Raw genomic sequence first — 24,580 nt, 5'->3', positions numbered from 1 at the left:
CTTCTGCGGCACCCTTGGGCAGCTGCGCCCCGCTGTGCCGGAAGCGTCGAGGAGAGGAGCATCCATGTCAGACAACGAGCCCGAGAAGGGCAAGAAGAAATTCAAGATGCCGAACACCTACGTCATCCTGTTCGGGGTCATCTGCTTCATCGCCGTGCTCAGCTGGTTCGTGCCGGGCGGCGCGTACGAGCTGAACGCCAACGGCGACGCTATTTCGGGGACGTACCACATCGTGGAGTCCAACCCGCAAGGGTTGTGGGACGTGTTCATGGCGCCCATCACGGGCATGCTGGGTTCGGGCGCCATCAGCGGCGCCATCGCCATCTCGCTGACCATCTTGCTGTTCGGCAGCTTCCTCGAGATGATGGAGGAAACCGGTGCGGTGAAGACGGCGCTCAAGCGCATCACCATGAAGAACCAGAACAATATGCACCTGCTTATCGCCATCCTTGTATGCCTCATGTCGTTCCTCGGCACCTTGGAGGGTGCCTACGAGGAAGGAATCGTGTACTTCCTCATGTTCGTGCCGGTGATCCTGGCGCTGGGGCTGGACACCGTGGTGGCCATCATGATCGTGGTGCTGGGCACGCAGGCCGGCTGCCTGGCCTCGACGGTGAACCCGTTCGCCACGGGTATCGCGTCGGGTATCGCGGGCATCTCGGCCGGCGACGGCATGGGCATGCGCGTGCTGATGCTGGTGGTGTTCACGGGACTCGTCATCTTCATCATCAACCGCTACGCCGACAAGGTGAAGGCTCATCCCGAGAAGTCGGTCCAGTTCTTCCGTCGCAAGCTCGATCTTATCGAGTTCCCGGTTTCGGCTGACGAGAACTTGGAGCTGTCCGGCCGTCAGAAGGGCGTGCTGGCCATCTTCGTCCTCACGTTCGCCATCATGGTGGTGGGGTGCGTGCCGTGGACTTCCATCAACCCTGATTGGACGTTCTTCGAGCAGTTCGTGTCGTGGATCGGCGTCACGCCGGTGCTGCGCGAGGTGCTGGGCAGCGACATCACGCCGTTCGGTTCGTGGTACTTCCCCGAGATCGCCATGCTCGTGATGGTGATGACGTTGCTCGCGGGCATCGTCATGCGCTACAAGGCCGATAAGATCATCGACACGCTGATCAAGGGCGCTGCCGGGCTCGTGTCCACCGCGTTCGTCGTGCCGCTGGCGCGAGGCATCCAAGTGGTGATGGACGGCGGGCAGATCACGCCCACTATCTTGCACATGTGCGAGAGCACGCTGTCGGCCCTGCCTCCCGTCGCGTTCGTGATTGTGGCGCTGATCTGCTACTTCCTCATCGCGTGCCTCATTCCCTCGTCGACGGGGCTGGCGGCCGCGACCATGGGCATCATGGCGGCGCTGTCGCAGTTCGCCGGCGTGGACGTGGCCATCATGGTGACCATCTACTGCATGGCGCTGGGCCTGGCCAAGATGATCTCGCCTACGTCCATCGTGGTGATGACCTGTACTTCGGCTGCCCACATGAGCTACGGCGACTGGGTGAAGCGCGCTGCACCCATCGTGGGCTTCCTGTTCCTGGTGTGCTGCGTGTTCCTCACCGTGGCCGTGATGCTGTAACCCTCCGCGCTGCCCCCGGGGCGCCCCGCGCGCCCCGGTTTCTCAAACTGCTTCCCAAACAACCTGTCAAACGAAAGGAGCCTGTCATGGCTGAAGAAGAGAAGGTCTACGTGTCCAACGCAACGAACCCCCTGAAGAAAGTGATGATGTGCTCGCCGCGGTACTACCAGTTCAACGGCATCAACGTGATCACCGCCGAGTGGATGAAGAAGGGCGACCAGGAAAAGAACGACGTCATGGTTGCCGAGTGGCAGATGCTGGTGGATGCGTTCAAAGACAACGGTATCGAAGTGGTCGAAGTGGAGGCGCGCCCCGAGTTCGAGGTGATGACGTTCGCCCGCGACTACGGTTGCATGATCAAGGAAGGCGCCGTGATCGGCCACTTCCGCCACCCGGTCCGTCAGGTGGAGGCCGTGGCGTACGAGGAGAAGCTGAAGGAGATGGGCGTTCCCATCGTGGCGCGCGTGAACGCGGGCTGCATGGAGGGCGGCGACTTCTGGATGATCGACGAGCACACGCTGGCGTTCGGCCAGGTGGATCGTACCGACCAAGCCGGCGTGGACAACCTGCGCGACCAGCTGCAGAAGTTCGGCTACACCGTGGTGGGCGTGCCGTGCCCGCCGGACAACCTGCATCTCGATATGATCTTCAACATCGTGGCCCCGCAGGTGGCGCTGGCTTGCATCGACCAGCTGCCCTACAACTACCTGCAAATGCTGAAGCGTCGCAACTTCGAACTGATCCCCGTGGCCAGCGAGGACATGTACAAGCACGGCTGCAACGTGCAGTGCATCGGCAGCGGCAAAGTGGTGGCAATCGAGAAGAACAAGCACATCAACGACAAGATGCGCGCGCTGGGCTTGGACGTGATCGACGTGCCGCTCGATCAGATCCTGCATGCGGGCGGCGGTCCTCACTGCCTGACCCAGCCCATCGAGCGTCCGTAACTTCGTCGAGACGAAAGAAGGGTTGCCATGAAGGTTCTCATCTGCGATCACGCCGATTGCATGATGCCCGACCACGCGTTGGAGATCGAAACCCTGCGCGCGGGCCTGGGCGAGGACGTGGAGGTCGAGGTTCTCGAGTACGAGGACGATAAGCGTGATGAATTCTACGAGCATGTGGCCGATGCCGATGCGTTGCTGACGGCGTTCGTCACGGTGGATGCCGAGGCTATGGATCGCGCGCCGAAGCTCAAGGTGGTTTCGCTGAACTCTACCGGGTTCGACCAGGTTGACCTGGACGAGGCCACGAAGCGGGGCATCGGGGTCTGCCCGGTGGGCGAGTACTGCACGTGGGACGTGGCCGAGAGCGCCATCGCGTACATGGGCGCGCTCAACAAGCACTTCAAGTTCTACCAGAGGGAGATCGACGAGCGGCACAAGTGGGATTACGCCGCGGCACCCCAGTGGCCGCGTCTGGAGGATCAGGTGCTGGGCATCGTTGGGTTCGGCAAGATCGGCAAATGCACGGCCGAGAAGGCGATGGGCCTCGTGAAGCGCGTGATAGCCTGCGATCCGCACGCGGACGATGCCGTATTCGCCGAACGGGGAGTGACGCGCGTGAGCAAGGAAGAGCTGCTGACCCATGCCGACATCATCGTGAACCACATGTGCTTGACCGATCACAACGTGCGCTTTTTCGACGAGGCGGCGTTCGACTCGATGGCGCGACGCCCTATCTTCATCAACCTGGGCCGCGGCCTGTGCGTGGACGAGGAAGCGCTTGTGGACGCGCTCGATGCGGGCAAGCTCCGTGCGTTCGGCGCGGACGTGCTGTACGACGAGACTCCGGATCTGGCTTCGAACAAGCTGGTAGGACGCGACAACGTCATCATCACGCCCCATTCTGCGTTTTACTCGACCACGGCCATCGAAGACTTGGAGCGTTTGAGCTGCGAGAACATCGTCCATTTCCTGAAAGGCGAGAAGGAGAAGGTATTCAAGCTGGTCAACGAGGTGTAGGGCGAAACGGAGGGAGGGCCGTCGCAAGTACGGCCCTCCCTCGCTGCGCGCGTTCTGGGCGCAAACGGCCCCCTGTGACAAAGTTCGCCATGGCGAACCGCCGATTTTCCGAAGCGGAAAATCGCCACCAGGCATTATGCCGAACGTCATCCGGGTCGGTCGGCGCGAGCGGCCCGAAAACGCCTCGGGAATTGTCATGGGTGCGCTTTCGCGTCCATTTTTCTCGCGAGTCGGGTTGGATGCTTCGTGCCGAACGGCAGGATGCGCCAAGTGGCGCAGGACGGCGACTCGTCGTATCATGTCCGTGACAGGTTTCGGAAGGAGCTCCTCGTGATCACGGTTGCGGACATACTTGCGTTGCCGGCGTTCGAGCAGGTGCAGCCGCTGGTGCTGTGCGAAGGAGCCGAGTTGCGAGAAGTCCACAACGTGGGCATCCTCGATTGCGCTCCCGATAAGGACGGCGGCTACGAATCGTACATTCCCGGCGAGTTCATCGTGACGAACCTGGGGTTCGCGCACGACGATCCGGAATTGTCCGAGCGATCGCTTCTGGTCCTGATAGCGCGCGGCGTTTCGGGTATCGCGTTGAAGAAAGCGTATCGCCCCATCGTCAGCGACCGCGTGAGGGCTGCCAGCGAGGCGGCGGGCGTGCCAATGTACTTGTACGACGGCGGCTACCACGAAGTGGTGGCATATCAGGCGCTCGATCTGATTCGGCGCGACGGCGAACAATCCGATAAGGGACGCATCATGGACGGCTTGCTTTCTGGGCACGATCCGCATGCTGCTCGTGCGGCGTTGTACGAGCTGGCGGGGGCGACCGGATCGACCGTCCAATGCATAGCGGCGTCCCCGAAAGCGGACGACGAATGCTCCCTATACGCCATGCTCGACGCGATGACCGTCGTGTTGGCCGAGTTCAAGCGCGATTGGGACGATGTGGTGGAGGCGGTGTTCGCCTTCCGCTACCATGGCGCGTTGCTTGCGCTGGTGTCGTACGCGCAGCCTCCTGCCGGTGTGCGAACTCGCTCCGAAAGCGACCTGACGATGCGCCTTTTGGCTGCGGGCCAGGTGCATCTGGGAGTGGGCGAGGAGACGCCGCTTTCCGACGGCGACATGAGCGTGCGCGAGGCGCTTGCCGCGTTGAAGACGGCGCAGGTTGAGGGCGATCGCGTGGTGTGCTGGGCCGATCTGCATCACGATGCGTTTCGCGCGGCCGCCAACGAGGGGCGCTTGTTCTGGCGCACGGCCGCGCTGCACAGGGCCTTGCTGGAAGAGCACGACGACGCCCACGGCACCGAGCTTGCCGCGACTGCCGAGGCGGTCGCGCGCGCCTACGGCGACCTGCGTCTGGCGGCCGAGGCGTTGCACCAGCATCCGAACACCGTGCGCTACCGCCTGCGCAAGGCCAAGGACGTGCTCGGCATGCCCGATTCCCCCGATCGCGAGTTCGCGTTCCTGCTGGGCCTCGTGTATCTGGACTACACGAATCCCTTGCTGCAGCCGTAAGGGCAGGGGGCGGCGGCTCGCTACGCGGCGCTCGATGCTTTCTCGGCCAGTCCGCCTGCAATAATATGATTTAAATAATCATGGACAAAAAGCACCACTTTTCAGTAGTTTTCGACGCGTAATGGGAGCGAGCAGGAAAGAGAGGTCGAAGAAACCCCAGGTGATGAAAGGCTATTCCAAAATGAGAATAAAGAAAAACGGCATATTTTGTCCATGATGGTTTTGGTAATGAATCAAGTCGCAGCGCGCCGCTGTCTCACGAGGCAACGGAGGCGCTTTGAAGCTGTCGGGATGCTTGTTTGTACGATCGGCCAAAACCGACCGGCGAGGTTCTCCATTCGTCCAAAAGCCATCTTTCCTTGGTGCAGTACGCTGGATGCATCGAAAAGGAAAGGAGCATCTCATGTTTGGAAAACTGAACGAGCAGGCTGCGTCCGCCCTGCTGTCTTTGGAGCCCGGCGACCTGTCGTATTGCCTTAAGCTGGCGAAGCGCTTCGAGCACATGGGCATCGAGAGCGATCAGGCGAGCAATGCGTTGTGCACGCTCGTTGAGAGCGGCGAGCTGGAGACGATCTACCAGGCGGGGTAAGCGTATGCAGAGCAACGTCGAAGCTGTCTTCGGTTCGGGACGTCGCCCGCATGATCTGCTCGGTTTCGAGCGCATCATGCGGGCGACTGCTCGTTCTCTTCGTTTTCCCCATGTAAAAAGCTCCTGTTAACGGGCTTTCTATAGGCGACGATGCGACCGTTTGGTATAGTGGACAGCCGATTGGGTTCAACCTGACGAGAAAGAGCACCATGTCGCTAATCGTATGCAAATTCGGGGGCACGTCCGTCGCTTCGCCTGAGCGCATCCAGATGGTCGCGAAGAAGCTCATTGCGAAGAAGCAGGCCGGGCACCAGGTGGTCGCCGTCGTGTCCGCCATGGGCAAAACCACCGACGAGCTGGTGGGCCTTGCCGCCTCGCTCAACGACAACCCGCCGGCGCGCGAGATGGACCGTCTGCTGTCCACGGGCGAGCAGGTGTCCATGACGCTGCTGGCCATGGCCATCGAAGCGCGCGGCTACAAGGCCATGAGCTTCACGGGCCGCCAGGCCGGCATCGAGACGGACGGCACGCACGCCAAGGCCAAGATCGTGAAGGTGCACAACGAGCGCATCATGGAGGCTCTGAACAGGGGCGTTATCGCGGTAGTGGCCGGGTTCCAGGGCATCGACGCCAACGGCGACATCACCACGCTTGGTCGCGGCGGCTCCGACACCACGGCGGTGGCGGTGGCGCACGGCCTGGACGCCGACGTGTGCGAGATCTACTCCGACGTGGACGGCGTGTACACGGCCGACCCGCGCGTGTGCCCGCGCGCCAAGAAGCTCGACGTCATCTCCTACGACGACATGCTTGAGCTGTCCAGCTCCGGTGCCGGCGTGTTGCAGATGCGCGCCGTGGAGTTTGCGCGCAAGTACCAGGTGGTCATTCATTCTCGTTCGGCGTTCTCCGACGCCGAAGGCACCTATATCAAGGAGGAAACCGACATGATGGAGGAAGCCGTCATCACCGGCATCGCCCACGACACGTCCGAGGTGAAGTTCACCATCCGCGGCGTGCCCGACATGACCGGCGTGGCTGCGAAGGTGTTCTCGGCGCTGGCTGGCAACGCGGTGAGCGTGGACATGATCATCCAGAACATCTCGGAAGCCGGCATCACCGATATCAGCTTCACGTGCCCCGGCGCCGACCTGGCGCGCGCGAAGGAGACAATCGAGCGCATTCTGCCCGACATCAGCGCCCGCGATTACGACGTGGACGAGGACATCGCGAAGGTGAGCCTCGTGGGCACGGGCATGAAGTCGTCTCCCGGCGTGGCGGCGCGCGCGTTCTCGACGCTGGGCGAGAACCAGATCAACATCCTGGCCATCTCCACGTCGCCCATCCGCCTGTCGGTCGTGGTGGACGGCGCGCAAGCTGCGGCGGCGGTGCGCTGCCTGCACAAGGCGTTCGACCTCGACTCCGACAGCGTGTTCGAGGAAACCCAGCTCAGCGCGGAGGAAATCGCTGCAAAGATGAACAAGGGAAGATAGAAGCTTTGCCATGCATGTGTTTCGCTGGCGATACGCATGTTAGAATGTGTGCGAGTCAGCGGATGTAAGTCCTGAGCGTCAGGCGGCACCTACTTCTTGAGGAAGGAGGTGACTCGCTTGGATGCTATCGTGATAATCCTCAAGCTCGCAGCTTCGGCTGTTGGGCTGGCGGCCGCGATTGTCGGCTTGCTTCGGGAGGCGGTGGCGTTCGCCAAGGCGCTTTGGGCGCACCAGAAAGAAGATGACCGCTAGCAGCAACTAGCGGTCACAAACCTTAACGGTGTCGCCTGCTCTTCACCTCAGGCCATCCGCTGACTTCTTCATTATATACTAGCGGCAGTTGGTTGCGCAAACGCGTGAGCGAGGCTTGTCGATAGGGTGCATAAGCGGGGAAAGGGAGTTGCTATGACATGGACGAAAGAGATTCCGGCTAATCCGGTGGTGGCTGTGGCGGGGGCCACGGGCGCGGTGGGCGCCGAGTTCTTGCAGGTGCTGCACGACGTCGACTTCCCGGCGGCCGAGGTGCGCGCGCTGGCATCGGCTCGCTCGGCGGGCAAGAAGCTGCCGTTCCTGGGTTGCGGCCAGGTTCCGGCAGGCGAGCTCACGGTGCAGGAGATGACGCCGGAGTCGTTCGAAGGCGTGGATATCGCGCTGTTCTCGTGCGGTGCCAGCGTATCGAAGGAGATGCGCGAGGCCGTGGCCGCGGCCGGCGCCGTGATGATCGACAACTCCAGCGCGTTTCGCATGGACGAGGACGTGCCATTGGTGGTGCCCGAGGTGAACCCCGGCGACGTGGCCTGGCATAACGGCGTGATCGCGAACCCGAACTGCTCCACCATCCAGATGGTGGTGGCGTTGAAGCCCCTGTACGATCTGTCGCGCATCAAGCGCGTGGTGGTGTCCACGTATCAGGCGGCCAGCGGCGGCGGCGCCCCGGCTATGGCCGAGCTGTACGACCAGACGAAAGAGTTCCTCGACGGCAAGTCCGACGACGAGCTCACGGTGAGCGCGTTCCAGCATCGCATCGCGTTCAACTGCATTCCGCATATCGACAAGTTCCTCGAGGACGACTCCACCAAGGAAGAATGGAAGATGGTCGTCGAGACGAAGAAAATAATGGGAGACCAGGACATTCGCGTGGCCGCTACGTGCGTGCGCGTGCCCGTGCTACGCTGCCATGCTGAGGCCGTTTACGTGGAGTTCCAGGACGAGGTGGGCGTCGAGGCCGCGCGCGCGGCGCTCGAGGCGTTCCCGGGCATCGTGGTCATGGACGACTGCGCCACGAACACGTATCCCATGCCGGGTCTGCTGGCCGGCACGAACGAGACGTACGTCGGTCGTCTGCGCCGAGACGACACGGTTGATCACGGCTTGGCCATGTGGGTGGTCGCTGACCAGATCCGCAAGGGCGCGGCTCTGAACGCCGTGCAGATCGCGCAGCTGCTGCTGCCGTAAGGCGCAGCCTGCAACCGCGCATGTTCCGGCGGCCGCCTTCGGGCGGCCGCCGTGCGTTGGGAAACGTTTGCTTCCGAGGGAGGCGACGCCCAGCGGAGCGAAGTCCTCGACTTGCGTGCGCTTCTGCCACGAAAATCGACGATTTCTCCCATGTCCTTGAGTTATGTGCACCTGGAAAACGCCCGGTTTGGTAAAGGCGAGGTTCGATAAAAACGCGACCAGGCATGATGCCGAGGCGTATGCAGTCTTTCGTCCAAACGCGGCGCGATTTGCGTGGCAGAGGTGCGCATAAGTCGGGGACATGGGAGAAAACAGCCGGTTTGATTGCAGAAAGCGTAGCTCGCCTATAGCCGAAAACGATGCGAAGGATTCGCATTAGCGTACCCTTGCGTCTATAATCTTCAGATCGTAGGTGTCGGAAACCAACTCTTGGGGAATTTTATGTGGCTCATGCTTGCTTTAGCGGTGGTCGTATGCGTTGCGGTGCTGTATGTGCCGGGGTATTTGTTCGCACGCTCGCTTTCTGTGGCTCGTTTTGCTTCCGTCGCGATTGCGCCGATGATCTCGATTTTCTTCCTGGCGGTGCTGGGTATCGTCCTGTTCGAGGTCGGCGTGACGTGTTCGGGCCCCGTATTGCTGGCGATCGCCGTCGCGATCGGCGCGATTGCCTTGCTGGTGAGCAAGGGCATCGCTCAGGCGAAAGCCCCGAACGCCTCTCGTGAGCTGATCGCCATCGACGACGTGAAGGGCGCGTGGAAGGCGGCGGCTCTGTACGTCGCTGTGGCGTTCGCGGTCGTGTTCGTCGTGTTCCTGTTGGCCATCGACGGTCCGGAATCGTTTTCGAGGAACGATGACACCACCGTGCACCTCGCGATTGTGCGAGGATTCCTGGACACGGGCACGTTCTCCACGTTGCATGCGAGTTCGTACCTCGATCAGGGCGTCACCAGCTCGTTCTATCCTTCGGCTTGGCATGTGGTCACGGCGGTCGTGGCGTCTTTCTTCGGCAATGCCGTGACGCTTGCCGCAAACGCTTCCATCATCGCGCTGACGGCGGTGGTGTTTCCCCTGGGCATGTGCCTGCTGTTCCTGAAGCTGTTCGGCGAAGGCAAGCGGGTCGTATGGGCGGGCTCGCTGTTCGTCGTGGCGTTTTGCGGGTTCCCGTGGGGGTTCGTCGTGTACGGCCAGCTGCTTTCGAACATGGTGTCCTTCATGCTGATCCCGCTGGCGTTCGTCGCGCTTGTCGGGGCGATCGAAGCGAAGGGGCTCTCGGGCAAGGTCAGACTCGCGTTCCTCGTGGCGGCAGGTCTCGTTTCCATAGCGCTGTCGCAGCCGAACGGCGCGTTCACCTTCGGAATCTGGGCGGTGCTCTACTGCATGGGCCGGATACTGGTTCCGCCTTGCGACGACGCGCCGCGCATCGCCTCGAAGCGCATCGCGGCAGCCGCAGCGCTTTTCGCGGTGGCGTGCGCGGGCTGGGTCGTGCTGTATTTCGCACCGTTCTTGCAGAACGTGGTTCAGTACACGTGGAAAGCCACGCTTTCACCTCTCGAGGCGATCGGCGGCGGCTTGCTGTTCATGTTCACGACGCGCGAGGGCGTGCAGCCTTTCTTGAGCGTCGCGGTGCTGGCGGGCGTCATCTACACGTGCAGGAACAGGCGGTACTTGTGGATGACGGTCGCTTACGCGTTCGCCTTCGTCGTGTACGTTATCGACGTGTCGACCGACGGCGTGGTGAAGCAGGTGCTGTCGGGGTTCTGGTACACCGACTACTACCGAACGGGCGCGATGACGGCGCTTTTCGCCATCCCGCTTGCTTCCTTGGGTTTCGTCCAACTGGTCGATATCGTCAGGTCGTGGTGCGCGAAGGCTCTGCGCGTGCAGGCGGATCATCCGAAGTGCAGGTACCTGCCGGTGGGCATCCTCGTCGCGCTGATGCTCATGTGCCAGTTCTTCCCCTTTCATGCGAAGCTGATGGGTAAAACCGACATCGGCGCGGGTCTGGTGAAAATCCATCGCGAGGTGTCGATGCGGTATTCATGGGATCGCGGGCTGACGGGGGAGGAAGACGCGTTCGTGAAGAAGGCGGTGGAGCTGATTGGGGAGGGTGCTCTCGTCATCAACGTGCCGAGCGACGGCAGCTGCTGGAGCTACGGGGTGGAGGGCATCAACACCTATTTCAGGCGCTCGTCCGACAACGGAAGGGGCGGTGCCGAGGAAAGCAAGATCCTTCGTACGCAGCTGCGCGATATCAGCACGTCCGAAGAGGTGCAGCGGCTCGTGAACGACCTCGACGCGCGCTACGTGCTGATGCTCGACGTGCAGGGAAGCGACCATCGCACCACGACGACCATCCGCTACAAAGAGGAGAATTGGCGCGGCATCGAAACCATCGACGAGCAGACACCGGGCTTCAAGCTGCTTCTCAGCGAAGACGACATGCGGCTCTACGAGATCGTGGGGTAGCGCTCGCGATCCTTTCCTGCGCCAAGCGGGAAACGGCGAGACTCTCCGTTTCCATCGGTGCAGACGCGCTTGCTATATACTGTGCCCATGAAGAAAAACAGACTTGATACGCTGTTGGTGGAGCAGGGATACTTCGCGGATGCCGACGAGGCGCTGCGCGCGGTGTTGGCGCACGAGGTGAAGGTGAACGACGTGTACGCCACCAGCGCCGCCGTGCGCGTGGCGCCGGATGCCGAGGTGGTGGTGAAGAACCGCAAGCGGTTCGTGTCGCGCGGCGGCCACAAGCTGCAAGGGGCGCTCGATGCGTTCGGACAGGACGTGCGCGGTTTGCGGTGCCTGGACATCGGCTCGTCCACCGGTGGCTTCAGCGACTGCCTGCTGCAGGCGGGCGCGGCCAGCGTGGCGTGCGTCGACGTGAACTACGGGCAGTTGGCATGGAAGCTGCGGCAGGATCCGCGCGTGAGCGTGTTCGAGCGTGTGAACATCAAGCTGGCCGATCCAGTGGAATTGGGCGCTCCCTTCGACGTGCTGGTGGCCGACCTCAGCTTCATCGGCCTTGCGGCGCTCGCGCCCGTGTTCGCGCGCCTCTCGCAGCCGGGCACGGTGTTCATCGGCCTGGTGAAGCCCCAGTTCGAGTCGCGACCCGACGAGACGGAGCGCGGCGTGGTGCGCGACGAGGCCGTGCGGCGGCGTACGGTGGACGAGGTGCGCGCGGCGTTGGCGGATGCCGGGTTCGACGCGACGGGTGTCGTGGAGTCGCCCATCACAGGGCCCGAGGGCAATGTGGAGTACCTGGTGCGCGCCGTGTTCGAAGGGTCTCGCGATGACGGGGGCCGTGGTGAAGGGGGGCGTTCATGAGCGTGATCGGCAACATACTGTGGTTCATCTTCGCGGGGTTCTGGCAGGGCGTGAGCTGGTGCCTCGTCGGCCTTGTGTGGTGCATCACCATCGTGGGCATCCCCGTGGGCACGCAGTGCTTCAAGATGGCGGGGCTCGCGTTCTTCCCGTTCGGCAAGGAAGTCGAATACGGCGGGGGCGCGGGGTCGGCCATCCTCAACGTGCTGTGGTTCGTGTTCGGCGGCGTGTTCCTGGCGCTCGAGGCGCTGCTCAACGGCGTGCTGCTGTGCATCACCGTCATCGGCATCCCCTTCGGCCTGCAATGCTTCAAGCAGGCGAAGCTTGCCCTGCTGCCCTTCGGCGCCGTGGTGAGAGGGAAGTAGGGAAGGGGCGCGTTTGCATCCGCGGTTCTTCGAACGCGAGAGTCTTTCGCTTCGTGTGCTAACATGCTATATTAATGTTGTACGTACAACATAGGAGGTGCAGCATGGCCGATGCGATGGTGACGGCGCGCATGTCGCAGGAGAAGAAAGAGGCGGGCAACCGCGTGCTCGAACAGCTGGGCACGAACGCCTCGCAGGTGGTGAACCGCCTGTACGACTACGTGCTGGAGAATAAAAAGCTGCCGTTTCCGGAGGAGCAGGGGCGGCGGAAATACACGCAGGAGGAGATCGCCGAGGCGATTGCCTGGGTGGACAGCATTCCTCGAAAGGATCGCTTCTCCACCATGACCGACGATGAGATCAGGCGGGAGCGCTTGGTATCGCGCGGTCTTGCGACGAGCAAGGATTTCTCATGAGGCTGATGCTGGATTCGAGCATTGTGATCGATTACCTCAAAATGAGAGATCCTTTCTATGCTGCCGCACGAAAACTCATCTTGCTGGGATTTCTTTCAGAGCATGAACTCTGGTTCAGCTCTGCGCAAGCGAATGATGTTTTCTATACCCTGACGGGAGGAGGAAAGCCTGCACTCGCTGTCCAGCTGAAACGTGATTTGAAGAAGCTTCGCCAAGGGGTTCGCATATGCGGCGTCAACGAGGTTGAGTTCGATGCTGCGCTTGATTCCTCATGGTCGGATCTCGAGGGCTCGTGCGTGCACCAATGCGCGCTGAAGCTGAAAGCCGATGCCATCATCGCGCGCAATCAAAAGGATTTCGAAAAGTCGTCCATCAAAGTGTTCGACTGCGACGAGCTGTTCGCCTACCTGGCCGAGGAGAAGGGCCTCGTCTACGAAGAGATACCCTGGTAGTCGTTCGCGTGTGATACACTGATGCCAAGCACCAAGCGCTTGGTAAAGGAGATGCAGTATGGGCTCAGCAGCTTTGGCAGAACCGCTGGCAATAAAGATTTCCAGCAAACGGCAGATCACCATCCCCGCGAAAGCGTACGAGGAGGCGGGGTTCAAAGACTACGCGCTCTGCACGTGGACCGACAAAGGCATGTTTTTGCAGCCGCTCGACGTCGAAGACGAAGACGTGACCATCGACATCCTTCGCTATCTGATCAACGAGGGCTACGAAGGGGAAGATCTGATTGCGCAGTATAAAGCCATGAAGAAGAAGGTCGTCTCCGTCAAGGACAAGCTCGACGAGGCCGAGCGCGATATCGCCGAGGGCCGGGTAGGATCGGCTCGGGAGATGCAAAATAGGATGCGGGAAAAATATGGGTTATACGGTCAATAAGTCGCTGCGTTTCGAGTGCGACTATGACGACATACTTGCGTATCTTGTAGACGATTTGAAATCGCCCCGATCAGCCCTGGCATTGATCAATGAAATGGATAGGGTCATCGATTTTTTGGAAACCACCCCATTTGCGAATTCCGTTTCAACAAAACCAACCTTGGCCAAGAACGAGTATCGAGAAATGACAGTTAAGAGTTATGTCGTGGTGTATAGAGTTCAAGAGTCGATCGTGCATCTTGTCCGCATGTTTCACCAAACCCAACGCTACGAGCGCTTCGTGATGGAATGGGGGTGATAGCAAAAGCGGCCCCGCAGGGCCGCTTTCGGAAACGCGCTGGCTGATCGCCTCGTTAGTTCTTCAAGGAGTTGAGGGGCGCGGGCATGCGGCCGCCGCGGTGGGCGAACGTGGTGCCGGCGAACTGGTTCACGGGCATGACCGGGGCGTAGCCCAGCAAGCCGCCGAAGTCCAGCTGGTCGCCCACCGTCTTGCCGATGGCCGGGATGAGGCGCACGGCGGTGGTCTTGGAGTTGATCATGCCGATGGCGCACTCATCGGCGATGATGCCGAAGATGGTCTCGACGGACGTGTCGCCGGGAACCGCGATCATGTCGAGGCCCACCGAGCACACGCAGGTCATGGCCTCCAGCTTCTCCAGCGACAGCGCACCGTCCTCGGCCGCGCGGATCATGCCGGCGTCCTCGGACACGGGGATGAACGCGCCGGACAGGCCGCCGACGGACGACGAAGCCATGACGCCGCCCTTCTTCACGGCGTCGTTCACCATGGCGAGCGCTGCCGTGGTGCCCGGTCCGCCGCACTGGCCCACGCCGATGCCCTCGAGGATCTGGGCCACCGAGTCGCCCTCAGCCGGGGTGGGTGCCAGCGACAGGTCGAGGATGCCTTGCTGCACGCCCAAGCGCTTGCTTGCCTCGCGCGCCATGAGCTCGCCGGCGCGGGTGATCTTGAATGCGGTGGCCTTGATAGCTTCGGCAACCGATGTAATGTCGGCGTCCTTCGGCAGGTCGGCCAGCACGGCGCGCACCACGCCGGGGCCGGACACGCCCACGTTCACCACTTCGTCGGCCTCGCCCGAGCCGTGGAACGCACCGGCCATGAAGGGGTTGTCCTCCACGGCGTTGCAGAACACCACCAGCTTGCCGGCACCGATGCACTGGCGGTCGGCTGTGGCCTCGGCCGTGGCTTTGATGATGCCGGCCATCTTGAGCACGGCGTCCATGTTGATGCCCGCGCGCGTGGAGCCCACGTTCACCGACGAGCACACGTTGTCGGTGACGGACAGGGCGTGGGGGATGGAGTCCATCAGCTTGTGGTCGGCCTTGGACGCGCCCTTGTGCACGAGCGCGCTGAATCCGCCGACGAAGTCGACGCCCACTTCCTTGCCGGCCTTGTCCATGGCCACGGCGATGGGGGTGAGGTCGGCGGCGTTCGTGGCGGCGCAGATCTCGGCGATGGGAGTGACCGAGATGCGCTTGTTCACGATGGGGATGCCGAACTCGCGCTCCAGCTGCTCGGCCGTGGGCACGAGACGCTCGGCGGCGGCGGTCATGCGGTCGTACACCTTGCGCGCCATGACGTCTATATCGGCGTCCGTGCAACCTCGCAGGTTCAACCCCAGCGTGATCGTGCGGATGTCGAGGTGCTGCTTGCTCACCATGGCAAGCGTCTCGGCGATTTCAGCAGGCGTGATCTGCATGATGCCCCGTCTTTCTCTCAAATGATGGTTCGCGATGCGTATCGAACCAGCATAGCAAACCGCGCGCACGCCAACGGCGCGTTTCCCCCGTTTTCGGCGTTTCTTCTCATGGAAGAGGATCGCGGTTTGAGCCGGGCATGAACAAATGTTTCACGTGAAACACAGGGAGGGCGCTAAGGATGGGAGGCGATGGAGCCTATGGTCACCTCGCCGTAGGGGAGCTCGCGGCGGGATTTGTCGGGCAGCTCGATGACCAGCTTGAAGTCGGGCGTGAGATCGACGGCGCGGGCGCGCACGCGCGAAGCCCCCTGGCGCACGATCAGCGGCTGCCCCAGCAGAAAGCAACGGCGCCGGTACTCGTCGTGCAGCTTCGGGTCGTCCATGTGCTGGTAGAGGCTCCAGAAGCGCGCGAGGATGGCGGCCGCCAGCTCGCAGCGCACCGCGCCCGTGCGATCGTCGAGCACGGCGCCGGCGACGTCGGCGATGTCGTGCGGGAACCCGTCGGCCGGCGGCTTCACGTTCACGCCGATGCCCAGAACGGCATGCTCGAAGTGCCCCGACTCCATGTCCACCACGCCCTCGGTGAGGATGCCCGCCACCTTCCGGCCGTCGCAATAGATGTCGTTTACCCACTTGATGAGTGACTCTGCGCCCGTCACCTGCTCGATAGCCTGCGCGCACGCCACGGCTGCGGCGCATGTGATGAATTGGCCGCGGTCGGCGGCCAACGTGGGGCGCAGCACGATGCTGAGGTACAAGCCGGTGGCGGCAGGAGAGAAGAACGTCTTTCCGGGCCGTCCTTTGCCGGCGGTCTGCTCCTCGGCAACGACGACGGTGCCTTCGGCCGCGCCTTCGAGCGCGCGGCGGCGCGCTTCAGCGTTCGTGGAGTCCACGCGTTTGCGCACGGTGACGGCGAAAGCGTGGCTGTCCGGCAGGAACCGCTCGATACCTTGGGGCGACAACAAGTCGTTTTCTTGCGAGAGAGCGTACCCCCTGTTCGTGACCGCATCGATGGCATATCCTTCGGCACGCAGCGCCTTGACGGCTTTCCACACTGCGTTGCGGCTCACGCCGATGGCCTTGGCCATGGCGGCGCCCGATACGTGGCGCTCGCGGTTGTCCTCCAGCAAGCGCAGCAGTTGTTCCTTGGTACCCATGGGATCAATGATAGGGAGAGACGAGGAGGTCGTCAACGAGAAGTGTGAGCTAGGGTGACAATATTTTTCGAGCGGAGAACCTCTGCGAAAAGCTTCAGCAGATAACGCGTGCAAGATCCTTATGAAAAGCGTACGAATGTTTCACATGAAACATTCGTACGAGTGGTTGGCGGCTCGGCCCGAGCGTCAGATGCGATGCTGCCGACCGTCGTGCTCTTCGGCTCGAATTGCTCGATGCCGACCCCGGAACGGGCAGATACGAGCTCGGATTGGGCGGATGCGAGCGCGTAGGGGCTTCGGGCTCAAGCCGAGCTGGCGCAGCCGGGCCGCCCAGTCCTGACGCGACGGCGTCTCATCGTTGCAAAGGTGATCGGCGTAGGGTCAATTGAGCGCTCCTCGTTGTATTCGGTGCAGCGAACGGGTATAATACCCGTTAATGAACAACCTGTTCATTATTGATCCAGCTGTTCAATAGAGGTGATCATGACTACGACAACCGTCTCACCAGCCGCTGCCGCCGTCCAGTCGGCGCGCCGGTGCACGGCTGCGCCGCAGGATCGTCGCATCCTGCGCTCGAAGCGCGCGCTGCGCGACGCGCTCATCGAGCTGATGGAGGAGCGCAGCTTCGACGGCTTCTCGGTGAACGATCTGTGCGAGCGAGCCGACCTCAACCGCGGCACGTTCTACAACCATTTCCGCGATAAAGACGATCTGCTGGCTCAGCTGGAAGCCGAGGTCATGGAAGATCTCGAGCGCTTTCAGGTGCAGATGCGCAACCTCACCGTGCACGAGCTTTTGGGCTATCGCGCTCGTAAGAAGCCGTTGCCGCTGCTGGTTGGTCTGTTCGACTACCTGCGCGAGCAGGGCGCGTTCCTTCATGCGGTGTTGGGCTCCGGCGGCGATGTGGGCTTCGGCCCTCGCTTGCGCGACTCGTTGTGCACGAACCTCGTCCAGTCCGTCTTGCACGAGCGTTACCGCAACGACCCCGAACCGTTCGTCGGCTATTACGTGGCGTTCTTCGCGTCCGCCTATCTCGGCGTCATCACGCGCTGGATCGAGACGGGCATGCGGGAAAGCTCGGAGGAGATGGCGCTTATCGCCATGAGGCTGTTCTTCATCAAACCGGGCGAATCGATCAAGCTGTAAGGCAAGGGAGCTATGAAAGAGAACAACAACCTGCATATCGGCATCGACGTGGGTTCGACCACGGTGAAGCTGGCCATCCTCGACGAGGCGAACGACGTGAAGTTCGCGGTGTACCGCCGCCATCACGCCGACGTGCGCGCCACCATCGTGGAAGTGCTGGAGGAGGCCGCGGTCGACTTCGGCCCTGAGCGCATGACCATCGCCATCACGGGATCGGGCGGCCTGCTGCTGGCACAGTGGCTGGGCATCGAGTTCGTGCAGGAGGTCATCGCCTCGAAGACGGCGGTGGAAACCTTCATCCCCAAAACCGACGTGGCCATCGAGCTGGGCGGCGAGGACGCGAAGATCATCTACTTCGACCAGGGCATCGAGCAGCGCATGAACGGCACGTGCGCCGGCGGCACGGGCGCGTTCATCGACCAGATGGCCGCGCTGCTGAACACCGACGCCGGCGGCTTGAACGAGCTTGCTCGTGAAGCCACCACCATCTATCCCATCGCCAGCCGCTGCGGCGTGTTCGCGAAGACCGACGTGCAGCCCCTGCTGAACGAAGGCGCCCGCAAGGAGGACATCGCCGCGTCCATCTTCCAATCGGTGGTCACCCAGACCATCTCCGGCCTGGCGTGCGGCCGCCCTATCCGCGGTCACGTGGCCTTCCTCGGCGGCCCTTTGCAGTACCTTCCCGAGCTGCGTAAACGCTTCTACGAGACGCTGGAGCTGGACGACGAGCACATCATCGTGCCCGAGAACGCGCATCTGTTCGTGGCCAGCGGCTGCGCTATCGCGGGCGCAGCCAGCGAGACGGTGAAGGCCGAGCTTCTGTCCGACGTGCTGGACCGCCTGAAGAACCTCGGCGACATCCAGGGCTCCGAAGTGGTGCGTTTGCCGCCGCTGTTTGCCGACGAGGGTGAGTACGCCCGGTTCAAGCAACGCCACGACGGCGAATGCGTGCGTCGCGGCGAGCTGATGGACTACGAGGGCACGGCCTATCTGGGCATCGACGCCGGTTCCACTACGTTCAAGGCTGCGCTCATCGGCGAGGACGGCGCGCTTCTGTGGTCGCATTACGCCAGCAACAAGGGCGACGTGCTGGGCTGCGCCCGCGCCGCGCTGACCAACCTGTACAACGACATGCCGGTGAATGCCGACACGGGCGAGCCGCTCGTGCGTATCGGCCACGCCACGGTGACCGGTTACGGCGAGCACTTGCTGCTGGAAGCGCTGCGCGTGGATTCCGGCGAGATCGAGACCGTGGCTCACCTGCGCGGCGCGCAGGAGATGCTGCCGGGCGTGGAGTTCATCCTCGACATCGGCGGCCAGGACATGAAGTGCTTGCGCGTGAAGGACGGCGTGATCGACCACATCATGCTGAACGAAGCGTGCAGCTCGGGCTGCGGCAGCTTCATCGAGAGCTTCGCCACGGGCCTCAACTTGGGCGTGGCCGAGTTCGCTCAGACTGCCATCGAGGCCAAGCGCCCCGTCGACCTGGGCAGCCGCTGCACCGTGTTCATGAACAGCCGCGTGCAGCAGGCGCAGAAGGAAGGCGCCACCGTGGGCGACATCGCCGCGGGCCTGGCCATCTCCGTCATCAAGAACGCCCTGTTCAAAGTCATCAAAATCCGCGACCCGCACGACGTTGGAACGAAAGTGATCGTGCAGGGCGGCACGTTTTTGAACGATGCCGTGCTGCGCGCGTTCGAGCAGCTGTCGGAGGTGGAAGCCGTGCGCCCCGACATCGCCGGCAACATGGGCGCGTTCGGCGCGGCCCTGTTGGCGCGCGAGCGCTACCAGGAGGCCGTCGCCCGCGAGGCGCGCAAGGCCGAGGCGGGAGACTCGTGGAGCAGCGAGTTCGATGCGGCCGAGGGCTCCGTCGAAGTCGTTTCCAGCCTGCTGTCGCTCGAGCAGCTGGCGGCGCTCTCGCCCACGCAGAAAACCGTGCGCTGCAAGGCGTGCTCGAACCACTGCTTGCTTACCGTCAACGACTTCGGCGTGGACGACGTCACGGGCAAGCACCGCCGCTTCATCACGGGCAACCGCTGCGAGAAGGGCGCGGGCACGTTCGACGAGAGCAAGAGCGCCGTGCCGAACCTCTACGAGTACAAGAGCCAGCGCCTGTTCGGCTACGAGCCGCTGGCGCCCGAGGACGCGCCGCGCGGCAGCGTGGGCATCCCGCGCGCGCTCAACCAGTACGAGAACTACCCGTTCTGGTTCACGTTCTTCACGAAGCTGGGCTGGCGCGTGGTGCTGTCCGACCCGTCCACGAAGAAGACCTACGAGGCGGGCATCGAATCCATGCCGTCCGAGTCGGTGTGCTATCCGGCGAAGCTTTCCCACGGCCATATCATGAACCTGCTGGACAAGCATCCCGACTTCATCTGGTTCCCGTGCAGCAAGTGGGAGCGCCAGGAAGACGAGGGCGCGGGCAACCACTTCAACTGCCCCATCGTGGCCAGCTACCCCGAGGCGCTGCGCCTCAACATCGACGAGCTGCGCACCTCCGACGTGGAGCTGCTCACGCCGTGGCTGCCGTACGACCAGAAGGAGCACCTCAAGAAGCGCCTGTTCGTGGAGCTGGTGGAGGCGCATCCTGAGCTCATGGGCGCGGCCGGCGCGCCGACGCAGGCCGAGGTTGACGCTGCCGTGGACGCCGCGTGGGCCGAGGACGAGGCGTTCAAGCGCGACATCCGCGCGAAGGGCGAGGAGACGCTGGCCTGGATGGAGGCCACGGGCACGCACGGCATCGTGCTGGCCGGGCGCCCCTACCACAACGACCCCGAGATCAACCATGCCATCCCCGAGCTTCTGACCAGCTTCGGCCTGGCGGTGCTCACCGAGGACTCCATCGCGCACCTCGGCACGCTGGAGCGCCCCATCCGCCTGGTGGACCAGTGGATGTACCACACGCGCCTGTATGCGGCGGCGAAGGTGGCCACCGAGCGGGCCGACCTCGACCTCGTCCAGCTGAACAGCTTCGGCTGCGGTCTGGACGCGCTGACCACCGACCAGGTGCAGGAGATCCTCGAGGCGGCGGGCAAGGTGTACACCGTCCTCAAAATCGACGAGGTGTCGAACTTGGGCGCGGCGCGCATCCGCGTGCGCAGCCTGCTGGCGGCGCTCAAGGACCAGGCCGACGAGCAGGCCGAGGCCGAACGCACGCCGTGCGGCTGCCCGGCGGTGTCGTTCGACCCCGACAAGTTCCTCGCCTCGCCCGAGGCCGCCATCGACGCGAAAACCGGCGTGACCGAGGGCCGCATCGCCGCCGAGATCGCGCGCACGGTGCCCCGGACGTTCACCGAGAAGGCGGCGCCCGAGGTGGCCGAGCGCTTCAAGCAGCGCGAAGGCGCCACCACCGAGTTCCCGCGCGCCGTGTTCACGCAGGAGATGAAGGACGCGGGCTACACCATCCTCTGCCCGCAGATGGCACCCATCCATTTCGACCTGCTCATGGACATTTTCCAGCGCAACGGCTACAACCTCGAGTTGCTGCCGTCGGTTGACCACGGGGCGGTGGATGCGGGCCTCAAGTACGTGAACAACGACATCTGCTATCCGTCGGTGCTGGTCACCGGTCAGATCATGGAGGCCGTCATGTCCGGCCGCTACGATACCGACAAGCTGGCGGTCATCATCACGCAGACAGGCGGCGGCTGCCGCGCCACGAACTATATCTCGCTTATCCGCAAGGCGCTGGCCTCGGTGGGGCTGCCGCATATTCCCGTCATCGCGCTGTCGTTCAAGGATCTGGGCGAGAGCAACCCCGGCTTCAAGGTGACGCCGTCCATGCTGCTGCAGGCCGCATACGCCATCTTCTACGGCGACCTGCTGATGATGGCGCTGTACCGCACGCGTCCGTACGAGGTCGAGGAGGGCAGCGCGAACCGCCTGTTCGACCACTGGATGACGACGTGCAAGGCGCAGCTGCGCAGTGGCTTGAAGCGCGGCGAGTTCAAGAAGACGGTGCGCCGCATCGTGGAAGACTTCGATACGCTGCCGCTGGCCGGCGAGGGGTTGAAGCCGCGTGTGGGTGTGGTGGGCGAGATCCTGGTGAAGTTCCATCCCACTGCGAACAACCAGATCGTCGACGTCATCGAACGCGAGGGCTGCGAGGCCGTGGTGCCGGGCTTGGCCGAGTTCTTCCTGTTCGGCATCGCCGGCGGCATCTTCCAGAAGGACCCGCTCGGTCGTTCGGCGAAGGGCGCGCTGGGTTCCCGCATCGGGCTGTGGGCCATCGCGAAGATGCGGGCGCCCGTCACGAAGGCGCTGCAGGACTCCAGCCGCTTCGAGCCGCCGGCCGACATCTACGAGCTGGCCGAGTACGCGAGCGAGATCCTGTCCTTGTGCAACTCGATGGGCGAGGGTTGGCTGCTGACCGCCGAGATGGTGGAGCTCATCAAAACCGGTGCGCCGAACGTGGTATGCACGCAGCCCTTCGCGTGCCTGCCGAACCACGTGGTGGGCAAGGCGGTCATCAAAGAGCTGCGTCGCCGCTACCCGGAAAGCAACATCGTGGCGGTGGACTACGACCCCGGCGCGTCCGAGGTGAACCAGCTCAACCGCATCAAGCTGATGATCAGCGTGGCGAAGGCGAACCTTGCCGACAAGGAGGCCGAGGCGAAGAAGGCGCGCGACCGGTTCGTGGACGCCGGCCGCCCCCAGGCCGTCCAAGAAGAAGCCGGCGCGCTGGAAATCGAGACGGAGCGGGCATAAGGAAGTTCGAAGGACGGGCCGAGAGGCCCGTCCTTCGTGGAACCGCTATCGGTTTACCAGCCGATAGCGTACATGAGGGCTGTTCATCGCTCCGGTTGGAGCAAGCACTCCCCGTTCGACGAGATCCGCTACACGTTTTCTGATCGTGGGCCTTGAGCGCTTGAGTTCTTCCATCAACTCGCGCATGCTCACCGATTCTTGTGCTGCGGCAAGCTCCACGATGGCGTACTCGAGCCTTTCAGGTCGCGTGCCTGCAATCTTCGGGATATTCGATTCGTCATCCGCGCTCTGGATGGGGAGCCGTATCCCTTCGCTCTCCGGTACGATGAACGCGCGCGAATCGGAAGGCTCCCATTCGTTTCTGAAAGTCAGGCAGAAGCGCGTCAGCGAGTCGTACGGCTCGGGGTCTGGTTTCCCGGCGCGTCGCACCTCGTCGTTGATGACGAAAAAGCCTGTGCCGCGTCGCTCCGCAACGTAACCGTCGGGAGCTGTTGGATGGTTGAGAGCTCGAGGAGTGCTTTCTAGGATATTGGAAAGGTACTGGTTTCTGTACGATCCGGCTGCATGCTTTTCTCCCAGATCGCTCACGGTCATGGTGCCGTACAGACCGCCGGGATTGATGATTTCCAGACGGTCTGCATACAGGTCGACTGCTACGGAGGTTCCCTGCGCATTGGGCGAGTAGTCGCGATGCATGAGCGCGTTCGCGATGGCCTCGCGAACGGCAGGGGCAGGATAATCGGGCACATCGTAACGAAACGTCCCTTGAATGCGGCTTCCTGTGCGCATGTTCTTGGTTACGGCTGCGACGGCGTCTTCGATCATGTCGGGAATAGGTCCGACGCAGGTGAACGAATCGACGAAGCGCCGCGTGCCGGGAAGAGTTTCAGCTTTGATTCTGCCAGGATAGGATGTGAAGGTCACGACGAGGCATGGATAGAATTCTTGAGGGTACGTTCCTAAAGCGAGTAGGCCTGCGAGAGTGGGGTGCAGCAATCCGTGGTCGTCTGCTTTGGCGACGTGCAGCTTGCAAAGCAAGGTTTCGTCATCCATGGTTCCGAGGCGGCTTGGATGGAGACTCCTCTCGCGGCGGAGCAAGCCGGTTACTAAATCGGGATCCAAATCGTCAAGCGTGGCTTCCCGGACGATCCGGTCGTCGTAACGGGGTTGTTCGTGTTCGTCGATCAGGCGGTCGATTTCGTATCCTGACAGACGGCGGTCGCCGTCGCCGACACGAATATACGATCCGCCATAGCAGCCGCTTGCGGTGATGTAGCAGGGCTTTTGCACGGGAAGCAGCTCGGGGATGTGGGCTGCGAGCACGGGCTTGCCTTCTAGGATAAACGTCTCGATTATGGGCCGTATGGGAGGCCTCATCTTCTCGCCGCAATAGTTTGCAAGCGCATCTTGGATGCGGGCAGCATCGAACCCTTTAACAGGCTTGAAGTCGTCATTCTCGTCGAGCCCGCAGATGATGGTGCCTCCGGAAGCGTTCGCGAAGCCCGAGATGGTTCTTCCGATATCGCGCGTTAGTTCTTTGCGGCACGATTTGACTTCGAACGACTGGTTGTCGGTGCCGGCGACCCTCAGATGTGCGATTACGCTATGAAATTCCCTATCGTCCATGAACTCGGTCGCCTCCTTTTTCGATGGTTGTCAGTATAGAGGTATTTCTAAGTTTTACAAGCTTTCTAACTAAGTTTATTAAGCTGTATGGACGCTTGGGAAAGACTGATCTCAGGCCTGCACGTTACTGTCGTGCGGCGGTTGCGCGGCGTAGCCTTCTTTGTAAGTGTGTATACTGGAAAAACGTCGGAAGGCCTCCGGCTCTTTCGCTGGAGAAAGGTGGAGTTATGGCAGGCATTCGTCACATTTTTCTTGCTGGTGCATTCGCGTGCCTTGCGACGGGGATGCTGCTCTGCTCGTGCTCGACCGGTTCTCCCGCTGCGCCTGAATCCACATCCTCGCATGCAGAGGAGAGCGTTCCTTCCCATGAGGCTTCCGCGCCCGAGCCGGCTTCGGCCGATAGCGCGGAACCTGTGCGCATCGGCAAGGACCAGGTGACGGTGCTCGTGTTGAACGGTTGCGGCATCGAGGGCGCAGCCGCCGAGGTGGCCGAGAAGGTGCGCGCCGCGGGGTTCGAGAACGTGACGGTGGACAACGCGACCTACTTCAACGTACCGTCGACGCGCGTGTCGTACTACCATGAGGAAAACAGCGCGGAAGCCGAGGAGCTGGGCGATCTGCTGAAAGTGGTCGGGCTTGCGAGCGTGTACTGC

The 24,580-nt window shown here is 62.5% G+C and carries 21 protein-coding genes; 18 read left to right on the top strand and 3 right to left on the bottom strand.

The annotated features are described in order from the left end of the window. The first annotated feature begins 64 nt into the window (after positions 1–64). The 15 genes from ACMO6A_RS12010 to ACMO6A_RS11940 all read left to right on the top strand — a co-directional run bounded on the left by ACMO6A_RS12010 (position 65) and on the right by ACMO6A_RS11940 (position 13,871). Positions 65–1,579, top strand: coding sequence for a YfcC family protein (locus ACMO6A_RS12010; RefSeq protein ID WP_009609389.1), 1,515 nt, complete (start codon positions 65–67; stop codon positions 1,577–1,579). Between the two features lie 86 nt (positions 1,580–1,665). Then, the gene (locus ACMO6A_RS12005; RefSeq protein WP_009609448.1) at positions 1,666–2,526 is read left to right on the top strand and encodes a dimethylarginine dimethylaminohydrolase family protein; all 861 of its coding nucleotides are present in this window, start codon (positions 1,666–1,668) and stop codon (positions 2,524–2,526) included. 27 nt (positions 2,527–2,553) lie between these two features. Further along, entirely contained in the window at positions 2,554–3,543 is a 990-nt protein-coding gene (locus tag ACMO6A_RS12000) for a hydroxyacid dehydrogenase (RefSeq protein ID WP_009609406.1), read from the top strand. 330 nt (positions 3,544–3,873) lie between these two features. Continuing rightward, positions 3,874–5,052 (top strand): PucR family transcriptional regulator, encoded by a 1,179-nt coding sequence (locus ACMO6A_RS11995; RefSeq protein ID WP_009609372.1) that lies wholly within the window; start codon positions 3,874–3,876, stop codon positions 5,050–5,052. 403 nt (positions 5,053–5,455) lie between these two features. After that, positions 5,456–5,641 (top strand): hypothetical protein, encoded by a 186-nt coding sequence (locus tag ACMO6A_RS11990; RefSeq protein ID WP_009306798.1) that lies wholly within the window; start codon positions 5,456–5,458, stop codon positions 5,639–5,641. A gap of 209 nt (positions 5,642–5,850) precedes the next feature. After that, entirely contained in the window at positions 5,851–7,131 is a 1,281-nt protein-coding gene (locus ACMO6A_RS11985) for an aspartate kinase (RefSeq protein WP_009306796.1), read from the top strand. Between the two features lie 117 nt (positions 7,132–7,248). After that, positions 7,249–7,383: a hypothetical protein gene (locus ACMO6A_RS11980; protein ID WP_009609461.1), complete on the top strand. Its 135-nt coding sequence runs from the start codon at positions 7,249–7,251 to the stop codon at positions 7,381–7,383. A gap of 153 nt (positions 7,384–7,536) precedes the next feature. Beyond that, the gene (locus ACMO6A_RS11975) at positions 7,537–8,586 is read left to right on the top strand and encodes an aspartate-semialdehyde dehydrogenase (RefSeq protein ID WP_009609347.1); all 1,050 of its coding nucleotides are present in this window, start codon (positions 7,537–7,539) and stop codon (positions 8,584–8,586) included. A 441-nt stretch (positions 8,587–9,027) separates the two neighbouring features. Further along, positions 9,028–11,052, top strand: a complete 2,025-nt coding sequence (locus tag ACMO6A_RS11970) for a DUF6541 family protein (protein WP_009609390.1) — start codon at positions 9,028–9,030, stop codon at positions 11,050–11,052. A gap of 87 nt (positions 11,053–11,139) precedes the next feature. Beyond that, positions 11,140–11,910 carry a TlyA family RNA methyltransferase gene (locus ACMO6A_RS11965; protein WP_009609425.1) on the top strand — a complete coding sequence of 257 codons (771 nt, stop codon included), beginning with the start codon at positions 11,140–11,142 and terminating at the stop codon, positions 11,908–11,910. After that, positions 11,907–12,272 (top strand): YccF domain-containing protein, encoded by a 366-nt coding sequence (locus ACMO6A_RS11960; RefSeq protein ID WP_009306788.1) that lies wholly within the window; start codon positions 11,907–11,909, stop codon positions 12,270–12,272. The genes ACMO6A_RS11965 and ACMO6A_RS11960 overlap by 4 nt, the downstream gene beginning before the upstream one ends. A gap of 104 nt (positions 12,273–12,376) precedes the next feature. Further along, the gene (locus tag ACMO6A_RS11955; protein ID WP_009306787.1) at positions 12,377–12,688 is read left to right on the top strand and encodes a type II toxin-antitoxin system RelB/DinJ family antitoxin; all 312 of its coding nucleotides are present in this window, start codon (positions 12,377–12,379) and stop codon (positions 12,686–12,688) included. Then, positions 12,685–13,140 (top strand): PIN domain-containing protein, encoded by a 456-nt coding sequence (locus ACMO6A_RS11950; RefSeq protein WP_009306785.1) that lies wholly within the window; start codon positions 12,685–12,687, stop codon positions 13,138–13,140. Before ACMO6A_RS11955 ends, ACMO6A_RS11950 begins: the two co-directional genes overlap by 4 nt. Positions 13,141–13,198: 58 nt before the next feature. Further along, on the top strand, positions 13,199–13,573 hold the full coding sequence (locus ACMO6A_RS11945; RefSeq protein ID WP_009306783.1) for a hypothetical protein: 375 nt from the start codon (positions 13,199–13,201) through the stop codon (positions 13,571–13,573). Beyond that, positions 13,554–13,871 carry a type II toxin-antitoxin system RelE/ParE family toxin gene (locus ACMO6A_RS11940; protein ID WP_009306782.1) on the top strand — a complete coding sequence of 106 codons (318 nt, stop codon included), beginning with the start codon at positions 13,554–13,556 and terminating at the stop codon, positions 13,869–13,871. The genes ACMO6A_RS11945 and ACMO6A_RS11940 overlap by 20 nt, the downstream gene beginning before the upstream one ends. Before the next feature lie 55 nt (positions 13,872–13,926). On the opposite strand, the gene ACMO6A_RS11935 is transcribed toward ACMO6A_RS11940, so the two are convergent. Both ACMO6A_RS11935 and ACMO6A_RS11930 read right to left on the bottom strand, forming a co-directional pair. Further along, complete coding sequence (locus tag ACMO6A_RS11935; RefSeq protein ID WP_418471322.1) at positions 13,927–15,291, bottom strand: PFL family protein; 1,365 nt, start codon at positions 15,289–15,291, stop codon at positions 13,927–13,929. Positions 15,292–15,464: 173 nt separating this feature from the next. After that, positions 15,465–16,448, bottom strand: coding sequence for a biotin--[acetyl-CoA-carboxylase] ligase (locus tag ACMO6A_RS11930; RefSeq protein ID WP_009306778.1), 984 nt, complete (start codon positions 16,446–16,448; stop codon positions 15,465–15,467). 483 nt (positions 16,449–16,931) lie between these two features. On the opposite strand from ACMO6A_RS11930, the gene ACMO6A_RS11925 reads away from it, so the two are divergent. Then, positions 16,932–17,594 (top strand): TetR/AcrR family transcriptional regulator, encoded by a 663-nt coding sequence (locus ACMO6A_RS11925; RefSeq protein ID WP_009306776.1) that lies wholly within the window; start codon positions 16,932–16,934, stop codon positions 17,592–17,594. A 12-nt stretch (positions 17,595–17,606) separates the two neighbouring features. Next, positions 17,607–22,301, top strand: a complete 4,695-nt coding sequence (locus tag ACMO6A_RS11920; RefSeq protein WP_418471321.1) for an acyl-CoA dehydratase activase-related protein — start codon at positions 17,607–17,609, stop codon at positions 22,299–22,301. A 45-nt stretch (positions 22,302–22,346) separates the two neighbouring features. Here the strand turns inward: ACMO6A_RS11920 and ACMO6A_RS11915 are convergent, their stop codons facing one another. Continuing rightward, positions 22,347–23,927 carry an ATP-binding protein gene (locus tag ACMO6A_RS11915; protein ID WP_009306772.1) on the bottom strand — a complete coding sequence of 527 codons (1,581 nt, stop codon included), beginning with the start codon at positions 23,925–23,927 and terminating at the stop codon, positions 22,347–22,349. Positions 23,928–24,340: 413 nt separating this feature from the next. On the opposite strand from ACMO6A_RS11915, the gene ACMO6A_RS11910 reads away from it, so the two are divergent. Beyond that, positions 24,341–24,580, top strand: a 240-nt coding sequence (locus tag ACMO6A_RS11910; RefSeq protein ID WP_418471320.1) for a LytR C-terminal domain-containing protein, incomplete at its 3' end; no start/stop codon positions are given.

The organism is Eggerthella sp. (assembly GCF_048329335.1).
In the GTDB taxonomy this organism is placed as follows: Bacteria; Actinomycetota; Coriobacteriia; order Coriobacteriales; family Eggerthellaceae; genus Eggerthella; species Eggerthella lenta.
The sequence above is the reverse complement of the archived record's forward strand: the minus strand, read 5'-3'. Positions and strand labels throughout refer to the sequence as shown.